Below are 15,003 nucleotides of genomic sequence, written 5' to 3' on the forward strand. Positions count from 1 at the left end.
CACTCATTCCTGTTCATAAAGTTCCCCCTGCAATTCGGCAACAAGCGCACTGGCGACGAGACTGGGCCGCGGTTGCGACTGCACGTTCACCACGAGGCGCGACCAACGGACCGCGGATATCGGCCCCGGCATCAACGCCATGGAGCGCAATGGCCCATGCAAGATCAGGCTGCGCCGCCGGACGACGGGCATGCTTAACCCCACGGGATTGGCCTGAACCGCCGTTGCGTGCCCGGCCGACTGACCGGCCGCCGCTTGCCCGGCCGCTCCAAGTTGGGCCGCAGCCTGACGCGGCATGTGCGGCATGAGTGGCACGGACGGCGATAGCGCGACGGAAGCGAATGCCGCGCGCACCCCTTGCAGTCCGCCCGCCACTCGCGTGTCGACGTGCAGCGACGAAGGCAACGTCAAGTCGGCCACCCGGATCGGGGCGGACCCCACGCGCCACGCCAGTGTGGCTTCCTCGAGCGGCTTGAACGACACCTGCCAACCAGCTGGCAGCAACGCGTGCAGGCCGTGGTTGGTGGCCAGCGGATGAACCCGCGCATACACGGCCGCGCAGTCCCATTGCTGCGGTCCGGCATCGCAGTGCGCGCGGCGCAAGGCCCAGCCTTGCACCTGCACCGGCAGCGCGGCCACGCTGGCGAGCAGGCGCGTCAGCGCTGTTGGCGGATGGACGGTCGTTGCGCGCAGCATTCCCTCGTAGGCATCGGCCATCGGGTCGCGAGCCGCAACGGTCGCCGGCGGCGCAGCAGGTTTGCGCGAGAACGCACTGACACCGGCGTTCCATAGCGACGGCGCCACGGCGGCAAACCCGATGCAGGCCAGAAAGAGGCGCAGTGCGGCGGGCAACTCCGCCCAGCGCGAGGGCAGCGGATTCAGCGCGGCGCTGGCATCCACGGCCTGCGCCAGTGCCGTCCACACTTGATCCGAAGCGTGTTCCTTCAAGGAGGGACGCTGCGCGAGCAACGCCCGCTGCTCCTGAAGCGCGTCGTCAAGCGAACCGAATACCCGGTCGGTCTGCGACAGAACCGCGCCGCCATGCGCGGCGACAAGCCAATGGCGCCCGTCCGGCAGGCGAACAAGGCTGTGGCCGCCCTCGGGGTACAGCAAGGCAAACAATTGCGCGGCCGATTGCGGCGGCGTCGCTGCCGATGCGCCGGCGCGGCGCGTGAGCCGCCCGCGCCCGATTCCGGAGCGAGCGCGCCCATAGCCCGCGACCATCGCGGGTGATCCGCCCACCACGTAATGCGTGGCCCGCAGGCGTCGACCGCGTGACCGCGCGAGCTTGGGGACGTTGGAACCAATAAGCGCAAACCAGCGCAGGCCAATCGCCAGCGTTCGATCGGCGCCGGGGCATTCGATCAGCAAGAGTTGAGGGGCCCGGTTCACGATCAGTACCCTTCCTCGACCTGGGCCGTCACGAGGATCAGCGTCGTGTGGCGTTCGGTGGCGGCTCTATCCAGGCCCCCCGACAGCAGCGGCAGTCCAGACGCCAGCCGTTGGCGATCGTGCTGGTCCTGCGTGCGGTCAAAGCCCGCCACGATCATGGGCTGCCCCGGCCGCAGCTCGATCTGCTGCACGGTGCCGCTGCCATCGACCGTGATCTGCTGCACCTGGACCTGATTGGCGCTTTCGCCGAAGGTGATTGTTTTCAGAGGTTGCGCGACGGCGTTGTCATACGCGATGGAAAGCAGGATCTGCCCATCTTCCTGGATGTCCGGCACCAGGGTGAGGAACGAGCCCACGGTTTCTTCTTTCTGGCTGATGGAGACCGCGGGCAGCGAACCGTTCGCCCCGGTCGCGGTCATGCCCGGCATGGCGGTGCTTTGCACGCGGTCTATGTAGGAGAACGTGGTCCTGACGGCGTGCGAGACCGGCCGGCGGTTCAAAGTCAGGACCGGAATCTTGCTGTGCCGCACGACCGCGCCCATGGCGCTGAGCGCGGACACGATGGCTTGCGATCCCTGGAATGGCCCCGCGCCCGACGCGGCTTGAAGCAGCCCCGCGCCGGTAGCCGGCACACCGGGCACGGCCAGCCGCGCCGTGGCGCCCGCCGCCGCATAAAGGGCATTCCAGTCAAGGCCGCCCGCGGCCTCCGAGTTGGCGATAAAGGTGATTTCCTCGAAAAGCAGGCGAACGCGGCGGGTCAGCGCCTTGTTCTCGCGTTCCAGATAGCGCGCGACCCGGTCCAGGGCGTCGGGCGTATCGGTGACCACCAGCGCAGCCGCGCCTTCCACCGGCTCTGCAATGACGCCGGATCGCGTGAGGAACGGCAGCACGTTTGCACGCAGGATGGCCAGCGTGTTGTGCTCGCCCGCGGACAGCGTCGTGTTGGAGGTGCTTTCGAAGCCCTCGCCTTCCGCACTGCCGGAGCGGCCAAGCCGCACGTCCACCTTGCTGGCGAGCGTCAGGGCGCGCAGATCGAAGACGCGTGTTTCAGTGCGGTAGAACTCGAGCGCATTGTGTTCGTAGCGCCAGTGCACCGAAAAGCGCGCGGCCAGCGCGTCGAGCAGATCGGCGAGCGGTTGCGGATCCGCGCGCACCTCGATGCGCGCCGGCGCGGCAAGGGCCACCGCGCCGGTGACGGCCAGGCGCGGCAGGAATTGGTCGTGGGCAAGCAGCGCGTCGGGGCGCACCCGCACGGCGATGCCGGTGGCGGCGGTCAGGCGCTGCGCCAGCGTGGGAAGGTCCGCGTCGTCAGCCAGCATGAGCGTGGTTTTGACGTTTTCACGCAAAGCGGGGGGCAGCGTGACCTCGCGCGCGAGCGGCTGCGACTTGCCGGCCAGCCAGGGCGTGGAGACTTCCTGCGCGGCGATGCGCGCCTGATGGTCGGACAAACCATCGGCAAAGGCCTCATGGCGGGCAGCGGCGTCGGCATGCCTGCCGCTGGCCGCGCGGCGCATGTCCGTGACCTGCTCGGACACCGAGCAGCCAGCGATGGCGCACGAGAGCGCAGCGTAAGCAAGCGTTCTGGAAGTTGGGAAGCGCGTGGCGCAAGCTAACAGGCGGAATGTCATGCTGCGGCTCCTTTAGGCGTGGCCGCGCGTGAGCACGATTGCGCAAGCGGCACGACGCGCAGGACGCGATTACCGTAGAAACACGGTTGCAAGGGCCGGTCGGCCAGTTCGGTGGCGCCGAGCAGGCCGCGCACGGCCGCCTTGAAGTCGCCGGAGAATTCGGCCGTGGCGGCCAGCGGGATATCGACGTCCACCGCCCAATGCTGAGGTTGGAACGTCCAGCCGGCCGCGTCGGCCCAGCGTGCCAGCACGGCGCGCAGCGTGGCGTCGGGCGGCGCGGCACGGAACGGGGCGGCCTGCGCGGCAACGTGCGTGTCGGTGGATGTGGCCCCCGCATGCGTGGCGGACGGCGCGGCATGACGGCTCGGCGCTTCTGCGCCGGCCAGCGCGCCCGCTTCCGAACGCGGCGCCGTGTCAGCGACGAGCCTGGTGTGTGCGGTGGAATCCGCATGCGGACGTTCCGATGCGTCCACGGCAGCCGCCGAGGTCTGCACCTTGCGCGAGGCGGATTGAGCCAATTGCGCCGGACTGTCCCCCGCAACATGCGCCCGCTGCGCCCGAGCGGTCAGCCTGCCGCCCCGAAAGCTCAGCGCTTTCCATGCGCCGGCAACCACCACATAAGGATCACGCCGCACGTACGGCAACGCGTGTTCACCGCCATCGCCTGCACCAAAGATGGCCGGCAACGGCTGGCCCGGCAGAAATTGCAGCCAGGTCTCGCGCCCGTCGTCGAAGACCTGCAGCGGCGCGACGGCGGGATCGCCGGATAACTGCCAGTCGAAGCGGAACCCTTGCGAAGGCGGGTTGGCCGCCTGCCAGGAGGATGCGCCCGGGCCGGGCCCCGACCACGTGCATGCGCCAAGGCAAGACAGCCCGGCCGCCAGAAAGAAGATTCGTACCATGCCTCACCGCGAACAAAGCGCGCATCGGAAGCGACACGCTTGAACGGCATGGTGGCCGAGCGCCGGTGGCGCCGCCAGACTGGCATGTACGCACGGACGGATTCATCCACCCTGTGCGCAACGAATCAAAAAAACAAAAAAGCCCGGTCCGAAGACCAGGCTTTGTCCTGCTGCGCGGCGCTGCGGGAGCGCGGCGCCATTGACTGCGATCAGCGCTGCGTGGCGATGGTGCGCGCCTGCGCGGCGGCGTTGTTCAGCGCGGAAACGGGCGGCACCTTGCCATCGAAGGCATCGGTGAGTTCCTTGTTCAGCACAGGCTCGATGCGCTCGTAGTTGGCCATGCGGAAACCACGGCTGTTCTGGACGGGCTTGGCGCTCATCGAGGCAACAAAAGCCTGCGCGCCCGGGATCTTGCTGTAAAACGACACGTCGGAGGCGCGGAAGGCGGCTTCAGTCAGCGGCAGGTAACCCGTGCGCTGATGCCATTCGGCGGCGACGACCGGCTTGGACAGCCACGCCAGGAACTGCGCGGTGGCCTTTTCCTGGGCCTGAGGATGACCTTCGAGGGCCCACAGCGCCGAGCCGCTGACGAAGGGCTTGCCGCCCTCCTTGGTGGCTTGCTCGTAGTAAGGCAGCGGCGAGACGCCGAAGGACAGCGACTTGGTGGCGAGGAACTGGCCGAACGCACCCGAATTGGCCGTCAGCACGGCGCATTCGCCCTTGGCGAACAGCTTGTCGGAGGCGTTGTCGCCGGAATATGCCGTGAACAGCAGCGAGCGCTTCCAGCTGACCATCAGCGAGATGTGGCGCATGTACAGCGTGTCGAACTGCATGGCGGGCGCGGCGGACTTCTTGGTGACCGCATCCAGGCCGTTGTTGTTGCTGGTGAACAGCTGGTTGTTGATCGGAGCCAGGTTCTCGAGGTGGACCGCGACCTGGTCGCTGGACGCGTAGGGGCAGTCGATATCGGCCACGTCGCGCAGCTTCAGAAGTTCGGCCTGCAGCGCGGTCCAGGTGCGTGCGGGCTTGTTGGGATCGAGACCGGCCTTCTTGTAGGCGGCGGTGTTGTAGAACATCACCGGCACTTCGGCCATCCACGGGAAGGCCAGCAGGCGGCCCTTGCTGTCGCGGGTGAAGCTGCTGGTGGCCGGCACGAACCAGTTCAGGTCCTTGATCGGATACTTGGCCAGCAGTTCGTAGAGCGGCAGCACGGCTTTGTGCTGGGCCACGACTTCGGGGGAATGGTTGTCGGACAGTTGCAGCAGGTTCGGGCCCTTCTTGGCCTTGACCGCGGACACTGCCTCTTGCTCCAGGGCGTTCGGCGACGCAAAGCCGCGCAGCGTCACTTTGACGTCGTCCTGTTCCTTGTTGTATTGCTTGGCGAGCTTTTCAAACTCGGCCTTGTTTGCATCTGTCAGCGTGTGCCAGACCTGGATTTCGACGGGCGCGGCGTTTGCCACGCCAGCCATCGCCATCGCGGCGCCAAACACCCATGCACGCCGGCTGGCGAACATCGCGCGGGCAACGCCCGCCAATTGCAGTTTCTTCATAGGTTCACAGACCAAGAAAAGGGAATTCCGGTTCTGGCCGCCGTCCACTGAGCAGATCGGCCAATGCCCGGCCCGAGCCAACACCCATCGTCCAGCCAAGCGTACCGTGTCCAGTATTGATATACAAATTCGGGATACGGCTGCGGCCGATGATGGGCACGTTCGAGGGAGTGGACGGACGCAAGCCCGACCAATAGCTGACGCGCTCGAAATCGAGCGCGTCGGGAAAAAGTTCTTTGGCGAGGCGGGTCAAGGCCTCGCAACGGCCGGTATTCAGGCTGCGCGAGTAGCCGGAAAGTTCCGCCGTGCCTGCCATGCGCAGCCGGTCGCCCAGACGCGAGAAGACAATCTTGTGGCTGCTGTCGGTAAGGCTGACAGTGGGGGTGGCAGCCGGATCAAGTACCGGGAACGTGGCCGAATAGCCTTTGGCCGGGTACACGTTGCACGGGATGCCCAGCGGGCGCAGCAGCCCCGGACTGAAGCTGCCCATGGCGACGACATAGGCGTCGGCCGACACGCTGGCATAGCGGCCGTCGGGCTCGATGAGTTCGACGCCCGTGACGGTCCCGCCCATGGTCAGCAGCCGGGTCGCGCGCGTGCTGTAGCGGAATTCGACGCCCGCGCGCTCGCAGAGCTGGGCGAGCGCGACGGTAAACAGGTGTACGTCCCCGCTTTCGTCCTCGGGCGTGTAGTCGCCGCCCACGATCGTGGCGCGATGCGGCGCCAGCGCGGGCTCGATGGCGACGACTTCGTCGGCAGACACAACGCGGCGTTCGACGCCGAAGTCGCGCATCAGGCCGGCGGCGCGCTGCGAGTTTTCGAATTCGTGGGGATCGCGGTAGAAATTCAGAATGCCGCGTTCGAGGTGGTCGTACTGGATGCCGAGCTCGGCGCGCATGCCGCGCAGCGTGGCGCGGCTGTATTCGGCCATGCGAACCATGGCCCGGATGTTGGGAGCCAGCCGGCCGGGCAGGCATTCGCGCAGGAATGCCAGACCCCACATCCACTGCCGCCAGTCGAGCTGCGGACGGAACAAGAGCGGCGCGTCGTCCCGGAACATCCACTTGAGCAGCTTCATCGGCGCCTGGGGATTGGCCCAGGGTTCGGCGTAGGAGACGGAAATCTGCGCGCCATTGGCGAGGCTGGTTTCCTGGGCGGGGCCGGTGCAGCGGTCTATGACCACGACGTCATGACCCGCCTGGCTTAGCCACCAGGCGCTGGAGATGCCGATAATGCCGCTACCCAATACCGCTACTTTCATGCCCGCATCGCTCCTTGCATGCCGGTTGCGTACGCGGACCCGATGTCCGCGTGCCCCGGCAGGCCGCTGCCAAAGCAGTTTACCTTGCCGTTTTGCAGCCGCCTAAGTAATAAAAAACATATTACTTAAGACCCGGCCTTCGCCAGATCGGCCTCTGACGTGAAGGCATCCGCGTAGAACTCTTCCGGCGGCAGACCGTTCTGCGCGCTGAACTCGCGGCGAGCCGCGTCGACCATCAGCGGCGTGCCGCAGGCATAGACCTGGTGCCTGGAAAGGTCCGCGATGTCGTGCATCACGGCTTCGTGGACAAAGCCGGTGCGGCCGGTCCAGTTGTCTTCCTGCACCGAGTTGGACACGACCGGCACGTAGCGGAAGTTGGGAAGCTGCGCGGACCACGACTGCGCCAGCGCGTCCATGTAGAGGTCCTGCGGACGGCGGCCGCCCCAGTACAGCACGACGGGCCGGTCGATGTTCTTGTGGATCATGTGTTCGACGATCGCCTTGACCGGCGCGAAGCCCGTGCCGCTGGCCAGCAAAACGATCGGCTTGTCGCTGTCTTCGCGCAGGAAGAACGATCCGAACGGCCCTTCCAGGCGCAGGATCTCGCGTTCCTTCATCTGCGTGTCGCCGGCGCCAAACACGTGATCGGTGAAAAGCCCGCCCGGCATGTGCCGGATGTGCAATTCCAGCGGGCTGCCGGTGTGCGGCGCGCCGGCCATCGAATAGCTGCGGCGGCGGCCGTCCTTCAGGATGATTTCGACGTACTGACCGGCGTAATAGCGGAACTGCTCGGAGGCCGGCAGTTGCAGCTTCAGGACCGTGACGTCGGGCGCCACGCGCTCCATGGTCTGGACACGCGACGGCAGCTTGCGGATCTGGATGTCGCTGGCGAGCCGGACTTCGGTGGACTCGACCACGAGGTCGGACTCGGGACGAGCCTGGCAGAACAGCGTGTAGCCGTCGGCCAGTTCCTCGGGCGACAGGATCTGCGCGGGGTACTGGCCGGCGTCGAACTCCCCGGAAACCACTTTGCCCTTGCAGGTGGAGCACGCGCCGTTGCGACAGCTGTAAGGCAGGACGATGCCTGCCGCCAGCGCGGCGTCGAGCACGGTCTGGCCGGGCTCGACCGGGAATTGATGCTTGCTGGGTTGGATGATGACCTGGAAGCTCATGATGAAACGGTTCAGAGGCGACGAAGCGCTATCCGGCGATGCCAGGATGGCGCTCCGCCCGGCCCGGCGTCATGCCGGGAACTTGCGGATTTCCTTGACGCGGTTGGCGTCGTCCACCAGCACCACCTGGGGCTTGTGCGTGGCCGAATCTTCTTCGGACATCGGACCGTACGTGCAGATGATGAGCAGGTCGCCCACCTGGGCCCGGCGTGCGGCCGCGCCATTCAGCGAGATGGCGCCGCTGCCGCGTGCGGCCTTGATGATGTAGGTGTCGAAGCGTTCACCGTTGGTCACGTTGTAGAGTTCGATGCGTTCGAACTCGCGCATGCCGGCAGCGTCGAGGAGGTCTTCGTCGATGCCGCAAGAGCCTTCGTAGTGAAGGTCGGCTTCGGTGACCGTGACGCGGTGCAGCTTTGCCCGCAGCATGATGCGTTGCATAAAGAATTTCCTGGTTTCGCGGCCCGGACCGCGAAGTGTTGCAAGGTTGATGCCCGGCATCCGGATTTGCCGTCGAAAGCCGGTATTCTATAATTTTTGCCGCAACGGGACGGCCCGTTGCCGCGCACCGTCAAACGGCATGCGCGTTTTCCGGGGACGACCCCATTTATGCCGGCACCCCGCCGGCAATGCAATCTTGGGAGTCGTGAATGACCTGGATCATCCTGGTTTTGGCTGGCCTGTTTGAAATCGTCTGGGCCGTCGGCCTGAAATACACCCACGGATTCACCCGGCTGTGGCCGTCCGTGGGCACCGTGGCCGGCATGCTGGTCAGCTTCTGGCTGCTGGCGCTGGCCATGAAAACCCTGCCGCTGGGCACCGCCTACGCCGTATGGGTGGGCATCGGCACGATCGGCGCCTTCGTGGCCGGCATCGTGCTGTTCGGGGAGTCGGCGAGCTGGCTGCGCATCGCCAGCGTCGCGCTCATCGTGTTGGGCCTGGTTGGCTTGAAGCTGTCCTCGCCCTAAGGCCTAGGCCCAGGACCCGCCCCCGAAGGGCGGCGCGTCAGAAATCCAGTTCGATCTCGACCGCGTCGCCCACCTTGAGCCGCGTCCCCGCCGGCGCATCCAGAATGGCGTTCTGGCCGAACACCACGCCGATGTCCAGATTGCGGTAACTCGCCAGCGTGCGGCCCGGTTCCTCGTACTGTTTGGCCGTGCGCTGGTCGATGTCGGGAATCGAGCAACGCGTGCACGGCTTGACGAACGCCATCCGCACTCCGGCCACAGTGATCATGGCGGTGTGGTCTTCTTCGAAGGCTTCCCATTCGCCTTCGACCACGATGTTGGGACGAAAGCGGTCCATGGGCACAGGGTCAGCGCCCTTGGCCTGCAGGCGGGCATTCAGGTCGTCCAGCGACGCCTGGTTGGCGATCAGTAGCGGGAACCCATCGGCAAAGCCAAAGCAGTGCTCGCCCACGAAGGCCTCGGCCAGGTCGGGGTGCGCATCAACCCAGCGGGACACCCAATCCGGCTTGGCATCGCGGCGCGCCGCGGCGTCCACCTTGAGCAGGCCGCAAGGCGTTTGCAGGAACTGGGTCAGCCACTGTGCGGCGGCGTCGCCTTCGCGCCGGGCCGTGGTGGTGTCGCTCCAGACGCCTACCGTGAGGGCATCCCCTTGCAGACCCGAGCCGTCCAGAGCGACGTCCAGGTCCGCCATGCCGGGCGCCGACAGCCGCAGCGCGTCCGCGGTGAGCGCGGTGCGGATGAGCGCCATGGCCGGCCATTGCCGCTGCGTCATGAACTGGCCCGCGGCGTCCACCACCATCCAGCGCCGGTCATGGGCCAGGCCCGCGCGGTCGATCGGCGATTCGTTCAGGTCGATGCCCGCACAGGATTTGACGGGGTAGATATGCAGGCTGAGGATGCGGGCGGACATGGCGGCGGTGGCTCAACGAGTGGCGAATGCCGCAGAGAATACAAGAAATGCGGCGCGCCGGACCGCCCGAAAGAGACAAAAAAAGCCCGGGACAAGCCCGGGCCAGATAAGGTGGCGGTTGCTCAGCCGCCGACCAGCTTCAAGGTGTCCAGCGGCGTGACCGCCTTGAATCCCTTGCGCGTCGCGATGTGCTCGGGACGCGGGGTCAGCCCATACTTGGGCGGGTTCAGGGTGTTCTCCATGCTGTTGTAGACCATGAAGACGTTGGCGCGGGGCCACGGCGAAATGTTGCTGTTCGAGCCGTGCATCGTGTTGCAGTCGAAGAACACCACGGAGCCGGCCTTGGCCGTCATCGTGCTGATGCCGCCCTGCTCCACCAGCAACTGCAGGCTGACCGGATCCGGCACGCCGTATTCCTGCTTCTTCAGCGACTGCTTATAGTGCTCGTTCGGCGTCTCGCCGACGCACGAAATGAACTGCCGATGCGATCCGGGCACCAGCATCAGCGGGCCGTTGCACTCGTTGTTGTCGGTCAGCAGCACCGAGCAACTGAGCGCGCGCATCGACGGCATGCCGTCTTCAACGTGCCAGGTTTCAAAGTCGGAGTGCCAGTAGAACTCCTTGCCCTTGAAGCCCGGCTTCATGTTGGCGCGCGACTGGTGGATGTAGACCTCGGAGCCGAGAATCTGGCGCGCCACGTTGACCAGGCGCGGATCTCGCACCAGGCGGGCCAGCATGGGATTGAGCACGTGCACCAGAAAGATGGAACGCACGGCATTGCTGCCCGGCTCGGTGATGGCCTCTTCGCGGCGGACGATGGAAGGGTCGCGCGTCATGCGCTCGACCTCGGCCGACAGCGCACGCACCTCGGCCTCCGTGAACAGGTTTTCCAAGAGCAGGAAGCCGTCGCGGTCGTACTGGCCGACCTGCTCGCTGGTCAGGGCGTTGGCATACTTGCCGTCTTCATAGACGACGGGGTCCTGGCGGGAAATGATGGCGGAACTGCGATCCGTACGGGAGGCGTACGGATCCTGCGCGGGTGAGATCATGCGAACCTCCTTTTATCAGGCCGCGACCGCATCGGGCAGCGCGTAGACACCTTCCTTGTCGTGCACTTCCTGGCCGGTCAGCGGCGGATTGAAGACGCAGATGACGCGCAGCGGCTCCTTGCCGCCGCACAGCCAGTGCTCGTCGTTTTCGTTCAGCGCGTAGACCACGCCGGGGCCGAGGTCATATTTCTTGCCGTCGGCGATGGTCTCGATCGAACCGTCGCCCTCGATGCACCACACCGCCTCAAGATGGTTCTTGTAGTGGATGTGCGTGCGGCCGCCCGGGAAGATGGTGGTCTCGTGGAATGAAAAGCCCATACCGTCCTTCTTGAGCAGCACACGGCGGCTGACCCAGGTGTCGGTGCGGACTTCGTCGGCAGTGCCGATCACATCTTTGACATTACGTACGATCATTGACGCTTTCCTCCAAATTTCAGGATGCGGGCGGACTGCCCCTCATCGGCCAGCGCTTCGGCCACGCTGGCCTCGATCAGATCCAGGCCCTTGGCGAGCAGATCTTCCTCGATCGTCAGCGCGGGCAGCAGCTTCAGCACTTCATCGTGCGCGCCCGACGTTTCGATCACGACGCCCTTCTTGAAGGCGCATTGCGCGATGCGGTTGGACAGCGCGGGATTGCTGTTGGACACCAGGCCCTGGATCAGGCCGCGGCCACGCGCCGACAGGCCGGCGTTGGGATAGCTGTGCACCAGGTTTTCGAGCCAGTCGCCGACCAGGCGCTCCTTGCGCTGGACGTCGGCGGTGAATGCGGCGTTGGTCCAGTACGTTTCCAGCGCCTGCGTGGCGGTGACGAAGGCGAGGTTGTTGCCGCGGAAGGTGCCGCTGTGAGCGCCGGGCTTCCAGATGTCCAGCTCGGGCTTCATCAGCACCAGCGACATCGGCAGACCAAAGCCCGACAGCGACTTGGACAGCGTGATGATGTCGGGGCGGATGCCAGCGGTCTCGAAGCTGAAGAAGGTGCCGGTGCGGCCGCACCCGACCTGGATGTCGTCCACGATCAGCAGCATGTCGTGGCGCTTGCACAGTTTTTCCAGCTCTTTGAGCCAGCGCAGCGTGGCCACGTTGACGCCGCCTTCGCCCTGCACCGTTTCCACGATGACGGCGGCCGGCTTGTCCATGCCGCTGCTCGGGTCTTCCAGCATGCGTTCCATGTACGACATGGTGTCCACGTCCGGACCAAAGTACCCGTCATAGGGCATGAACGTCGTGTTGCCCAGCGCGTAGCCGGCGGCCTCACGGAACTTCATGTTGGCCGTCGCGGCGAGCGAGCCGCCGCTGACGCCATGAAAGCCGTGCGTAAACGAGATCACGTTGGGGCGGCCCTTGACCTGGCGCGCGATCTTCAGCGCGGCTTCGACGGCATTGGTGCCGGTCGGGCCGGTGAATTGCAGGGTGTACTGCCAGTTGCGCGGCTTGAGCAGCACGCGATCCACCGTCTCCAGGAAACGCTTCTTCGCGCTGGTGGCCATGTCCAGGCCGTGGACGACGCCGTCCGCCTGCACATACTCCAGCAGCTTTTCCTTGAGAACAGGATTGTTGTGGCCGTAGTTCAGCGTGCCTGCGCCGCTGAAGAAGTCGATGTATTCGGTGCCATCTTCATCGATGAGCGTCGAGCCACGGGCCTGATTGAATATCACGGGAAACGACCTGATGTAGCCCCGCACTTCAGACTCCATGCGGTCAAAGATCTTCAAGTCCATGATTAATCCTCCCTTTTCAACTCATTAATTGACGGACGGCCTGATCCCGCCAAGTGCGGCAAGCGCACCTGGATAGTTCGAACCATCCCGGTAAATCGATAAGACCGTCAGGCCTGTGGCGCCCCTAAGGGGACGGCAAGGCGAACGGACCTATCCTTAACAGCATCTCGTCGTCATGGTCCGCGCCGCCGAAGAGTTGCCGGTCGAAGAACGGCTGTTCGGAAACGTGGGCGCCTACTTCGGCGGCCAGGCCGGCGAAGGTGCGGCGCGAAGCCTGGTTGTCAGGCCCCACCGTGGTTTCAAGATAGCGGACATGCGCCAGGCCCTTGCGCTGCAAGAGTTCCCGGAGCATGGCGCGGCCAAGGCGTTGGCCGCGAGCGCGGGCGTGCACCGCAACCTGCCAGACGAACAGGACGTCAGGGCGGGACGGGTCCACATAAGCGGAGATGAAACCATTGATGCGTCCCCCGGCGCTTTCAGCCAGGACGCAGGTGTCGCGAAAGTGCTCGCACAGGAGCAGGTACGCGTAGAGGGAATTCAGGTCGAGCGGCGGGCACTCGGAAATGAGGCGGTGGATCGCGGCGCCGTCTTTGCGGTCGGGCAGACGCATGGTATGGGTCTGCGCGCTGACCGCCGGCGCCACGGCACTTGAGAGTGTGGGGGTATCCAGTTCGTTTTTCTTCATGCAACGATTCCCGATTCTGGGGGTGCCCCGCCCGTGGGCACTTCAAGGATGGGCGACGACACGTCTCCATGCGTGTCGACTGCGGCCTGACCGTCCTGTTCCATGAGCGTCACGATGCGCTCCAAGGACAGGGTGATGGTGGCCTGTTCCAATTCCGGCAAGGCATTGAGCGCGTCAGCCAGATGCTTTTGCAGCGGCGACGGCGCGCCTTGCGCCAATTCATGTCCCGCCTCGGTGGCGGTGACGAACACGATGCGGCGGTCTTCACGGCCCCGCTCGCGGCGGATCAGCGCCTTGTCTTCCAGGCGATCCAGGATGCCGACCACCGTGCTGGGGCTGACGTGCATCTCGCGGCTGATCGCCGTAGCGGTCATGGGACCGTTGGCGATCACAGTGCGCAGGCACATCAATTGCGGTGCAGTGATGTGGCTGACCGCGGACAACTGTCGCGAATGCAGCGCGATCGAACGCGTGATGCGGCGCAGGGCTCGCAAAATGCGCAGGTCGTACTGCTGAGTGGTTTCTGTTTTCGCGGCGTCAGTCATGGATACGGAAGGTTCGGGCAAAATCATTTCTACACGAATCATATGCGCCCGATTTATTCGAGTCAAACAAAAACCCGGGCACGATGTAAATAAATGAACGTGGATTTGGCGAGGATGACTGCAGTATGAATGGACTTGTCAGCACGCCGATTCCGCTGTGCCGGGGGCCAGCGAGGCCCATCCACCTGCGGGCAAGCCCCACTAAAAAACATATGTTTTGTTCATGATGTTTTATTTATCATATGTTTTTTACGGTTTTATCCGGCCCTGTCTACATGTCCCTGCCGTCCTCCCTGCTCGCCACCCTCCAGGAAAAGCTGGAGCAACTGCCACCCGAATTGCAGCGGGCGGCGCGCTGGGTGGTGGCCAATCCCGCGCTGGTGGGACTGTGGTCGATGCGCCGGCAGGCACAGACGCTGGGGGTGGCGCCGGCCACGATGTTGCGGCTGGCCCGCGCGGTGGGCTATGGCAGCTACGAAGATTTCCGCGAGCCGTTCCAGCAGGCGCTGGCCGCACAGAGCGAGCCGGGCCTGCGCGACCGTGCCGCGGCCCTGCAGGCCGCTGCGAGCGCGTCCACGGAACCCGGCCACGATGCGTTGACCGGGTATCAGGTCCAGGCCATGTCCTCGGTCTGCGCGCTGAACCCGCCCGCGGCGTTCGACGCCGCGGTGCAAACCCTTTTGAACGCGCATCAAGTCGGTTTCCTGGGCACGCGCTCGGCCTTCGGCATCGCGTTCCAGATGCGGTATGCCTATCAACTCGTGCGGCGCAACAGTGTCCTGATCGACGGGCTGGGCGGCGCGCCGGCCGAACAGATCGACAACATGGGCGCGGGCGACGCGCTGATCGTCATCTCGCAGGCGCCCTACCCTGTCGCCACCGTCGAGCTCGCACGCCAGGCCGCGCAACGCGGCGTGGCCGTGGTGGCGCTGACCGACGACCCGCTGTCCCCACTTGCCGTGGACGCCCGCCATACCCTCCGCTTTTTCCCGTCCGACCGCGATGGCGTGCAGGCAAGGCCCGCGCACCAGGGACCGGGCTCGTTCTTCCACACGACCGCCGGACTGCTTGGGCTGGCCGAACACCTGATAGCCAGGCTGACGGCCCGCGGCGGCGAAGCGGTGCTGGACCGGCTGACCGAAGTGGAGCAGCGTCTGCGTGCCAGCAACGTCTACTGGACCGGCGCCCCCGCACGTCGCCAAGGCTGAGGCCTGCAAGCCGAAGCC

Annotated in this window: 15 protein-coding genes; 2 read left to right on the top strand and 13 right to left on the bottom strand. The window is 65.4% G+C overall.

Annotation, left to right across the window (positions count from 1 at the left end; translation table 11 throughout):
* Positions 1-3: 3 nt before the first annotated feature.
* From AC6LJW_RS02440 to panD, 7 genes are all read right to left on the bottom strand, one after another.
* The gene (locus tag AC6LJW_RS02440) at positions 4-1,392 is read right to left on the bottom strand and encodes a hypothetical protein (protein WP_498086425.1); all 1,389 of its coding nucleotides are present in this window, start codon (positions 1,390-1,392) and stop codon (positions 4-6) included.
* Positions 1,393-1,394: 2 nt separating this feature from the next.
* The gene (locus tag AC6LJW_RS02445; protein ID WP_498086426.1) at positions 1,395-3,020 is read right to left on the bottom strand and encodes a hypothetical protein; all 1,626 of its coding nucleotides are present in this window, start codon (positions 3,018-3,020) and stop codon (positions 1,395-1,397) included.
* Complete coding sequence (locus AC6LJW_RS02450; RefSeq protein ID WP_498086427.1) at positions 3,017-3,922, bottom strand: TrbG/VirB9 family P-type conjugative transfer protein; 906 nt, start codon at positions 3,920-3,922, stop codon at positions 3,017-3,019. Before AC6LJW_RS02450 ends, AC6LJW_RS02445 begins: the two co-directional genes overlap by 4 nt.
* Before the next feature lie 209 nt (positions 3,923-4,131).
* Positions 4,132-5,472, bottom strand: a complete 1,341-nt coding sequence (locus tag AC6LJW_RS02455; RefSeq protein WP_056571481.1) for an extracellular solute-binding protein — start codon at positions 5,470-5,472, stop codon at positions 4,132-4,134.
* Positions 5,473-5,476: 4 nt separating this feature from the next.
* Positions 5,477-6,733: a D-amino acid dehydrogenase gene (locus AC6LJW_RS02460; RefSeq protein WP_498086428.1), complete on the bottom strand. Its 1,257-nt coding sequence runs from the start codon at positions 6,731-6,733 to the stop codon at positions 5,477-5,479.
* Positions 6,734-6,858: 125 nt separating this feature from the next.
* Complete coding sequence (locus AC6LJW_RS02465) at positions 6,859-7,905, bottom strand: CDP-6-deoxy-delta-3,4-glucoseen reductase (RefSeq protein WP_498086429.1); 1,047 nt, start codon at positions 7,903-7,905, stop codon at positions 6,859-6,861.
* 69 nt (positions 7,906-7,974) lie between these two features.
* Positions 7,975-8,343 carry an aspartate 1-decarboxylase gene (gene panD / locus AC6LJW_RS02470; protein ID WP_050446262.1) on the bottom strand — a complete coding sequence of 123 codons (369 nt, stop codon included), beginning with the start codon at positions 8,341-8,343 and terminating at the stop codon, positions 7,975-7,977.
* 209 nt (positions 8,344-8,552) lie between these two features.
* Between panD and sugE the strand changes: the two genes are divergently transcribed.
* The gene (gene sugE, locus AC6LJW_RS02475) at positions 8,553-8,870 is read left to right on the top strand and encodes a quaternary ammonium compound efflux SMR transporter SugE (RefSeq protein ID WP_056571491.1); all 318 of its coding nucleotides are present in this window, start codon (positions 8,553-8,555) and stop codon (positions 8,868-8,870) included.
* Positions 8,871-8,907: 37 nt separating this feature from the next.
* Here the strand turns inward: sugE and AC6LJW_RS02480 are convergent, their stop codons facing one another.
* The 6 genes from AC6LJW_RS02480 to AC6LJW_RS02505 form a co-directional block, all read right to left on the bottom strand.
* Entirely contained in the window at positions 8,908-9,780 is an 873-nt protein-coding gene (locus AC6LJW_RS02480; protein ID WP_498086430.1) for an MOSC domain-containing protein, read from the bottom strand.
* Positions 9,781-9,902: 122 nt separating this feature from the next.
* Positions 9,903-10,829: an ectoine hydroxylase gene (gene thpD, locus AC6LJW_RS02485; RefSeq protein ID WP_056571498.1), complete on the bottom strand. Its 927-nt coding sequence runs from the start codon at positions 10,827-10,829 to the stop codon at positions 9,903-9,905.
* 15 nt (positions 10,830-10,844) lie between these two features.
* Positions 10,845-11,243: an ectoine synthase gene (locus tag AC6LJW_RS02490; protein WP_056571502.1), complete on the bottom strand. Its 399-nt coding sequence runs from the start codon at positions 11,241-11,243 to the stop codon at positions 10,845-10,847.
* Entirely contained in the window at positions 11,240-12,547 is a 1,308-nt protein-coding gene (gene ectB / locus AC6LJW_RS02495) for a diaminobutyrate--2-oxoglutarate transaminase (RefSeq protein ID WP_056571509.1), read from the bottom strand. The genes AC6LJW_RS02490 and ectB overlap by 4 nt, the downstream gene beginning before the upstream one ends.
* A 124-nt stretch (positions 12,548-12,671) precedes the next feature.
* Positions 12,672-13,232: a diaminobutyrate acetyltransferase gene (gene ectA / locus AC6LJW_RS02500; protein ID WP_056571512.1), complete on the bottom strand. Its 561-nt coding sequence runs from the start codon at positions 13,230-13,232 to the stop codon at positions 12,672-12,674.
* The gene (locus AC6LJW_RS02505) at positions 13,229-13,777 is read right to left on the bottom strand and encodes a MarR family winged helix-turn-helix transcriptional regulator (RefSeq protein WP_056571608.1); all 549 of its coding nucleotides are present in this window, start codon (positions 13,775-13,777) and stop codon (positions 13,229-13,231) included. Before AC6LJW_RS02505 ends, ectA begins: the two co-directional genes overlap by 4 nt.
* A 275-nt stretch (positions 13,778-14,052) precedes the next feature.
* Between AC6LJW_RS02505 and AC6LJW_RS02510 the strand changes: the two genes are divergently transcribed.
* Complete coding sequence (locus AC6LJW_RS02510) at positions 14,053-14,985, top strand: MurR/RpiR family transcriptional regulator (protein WP_498086431.1); 933 nt, start codon at positions 14,053-14,055, stop codon at positions 14,983-14,985.
* Positions 14,986-15,003: the final 18 nt, after the last annotated feature.

The sequence above is a fragment of the Achromobacter sp. 1012554356 genome (assembly GCF_059760815.1).

Excerpts from the sequence above, each read along its gene's own strand:
- AC6LJW_RS02445 (WP_498086426.1), bottom strand. The coding sequence starts at position 3,020 with ATGACATTCCGCCTGTTAGCTTGCGCCACGCGCTTCCCAACTTCCAGA.
- AC6LJW_RS02450 (WP_498086427.1), bottom strand. The coding sequence starts at position 3,922 with ATGGTACGAATCTTCTTTCTGGCGGCCGGGCTGTCTTGCCTTGGCGCA.
- AC6LJW_RS02455 (WP_056571481.1), bottom strand. The coding sequence starts at position 5,472 with ATGAAGAAACTGCAATTGGCGGGCGTTGCCCGCGCGATGTTCGCCAGC.
- AC6LJW_RS02460 (WP_498086428.1), bottom strand. The coding sequence starts at position 6,733 with ATGAAAGTAGCGGTATTGGGTAGCGGCATTATCGGCATCTCCAGCGCC.
- AC6LJW_RS02465 (WP_498086429.1), bottom strand. The coding sequence starts at position 7,905 with ATGAGCTTCCAGGTCATCATCCAACCCAGCAAGCATCAATTCCCGGTC.
- panD (WP_050446262.1), bottom strand. The coding sequence starts at position 8,343 with ATGCAACGCATCATGCTGCGGGCAAAGCTGCACCGCGTCACGGTCACC.
- sugE (WP_056571491.1), top strand. The coding sequence starts at position 8,553 with ATGACCTGGATCATCCTGGTTTTGGCTGGCCTGTTTGAAATCGTCTGG.
- AC6LJW_RS02480 (WP_498086430.1), bottom strand. The coding sequence starts at position 9,780 with ATGTCCGCCCGCATCCTCAGCCTGCATATCTACCCCGTCAAATCCTGT.
- thpD (WP_056571498.1), bottom strand. The coding sequence starts at position 10,829 with ATGATCTCACCCGCGCAGGATCCGTACGCCTCCCGTACGGATCGCAGT.
- AC6LJW_RS02490 (WP_056571502.1), bottom strand. The coding sequence starts at position 11,243 with ATGATCGTACGTAATGTCAAAGATGTGATCGGCACTGCCGACGAAGTC.
- ectB (WP_056571509.1), bottom strand. The coding sequence starts at position 12,547 with ATGGACTTGAAGATCTTTGACCGCATGGAGTCTGAAGTGCGGGGCTAC.
- ectA (WP_056571512.1), bottom strand. The coding sequence starts at position 13,232 with ATGAAGAAAAACGAACTGGATACCCCCACACTCTCAAGTGCCGTGGCG.
- AC6LJW_RS02505 (WP_056571608.1), bottom strand. The coding sequence starts at position 13,777 with ATGACTGACGCCGCGAAAACAGAAACCACTCAGCAGTACGACCTGCGC.
- AC6LJW_RS02510 (WP_498086431.1), top strand. The coding sequence starts at position 14,053 with ATGTCCCTGCCGTCCTCCCTGCTCGCCACCCTCCAGGAAAAGCTGGAG.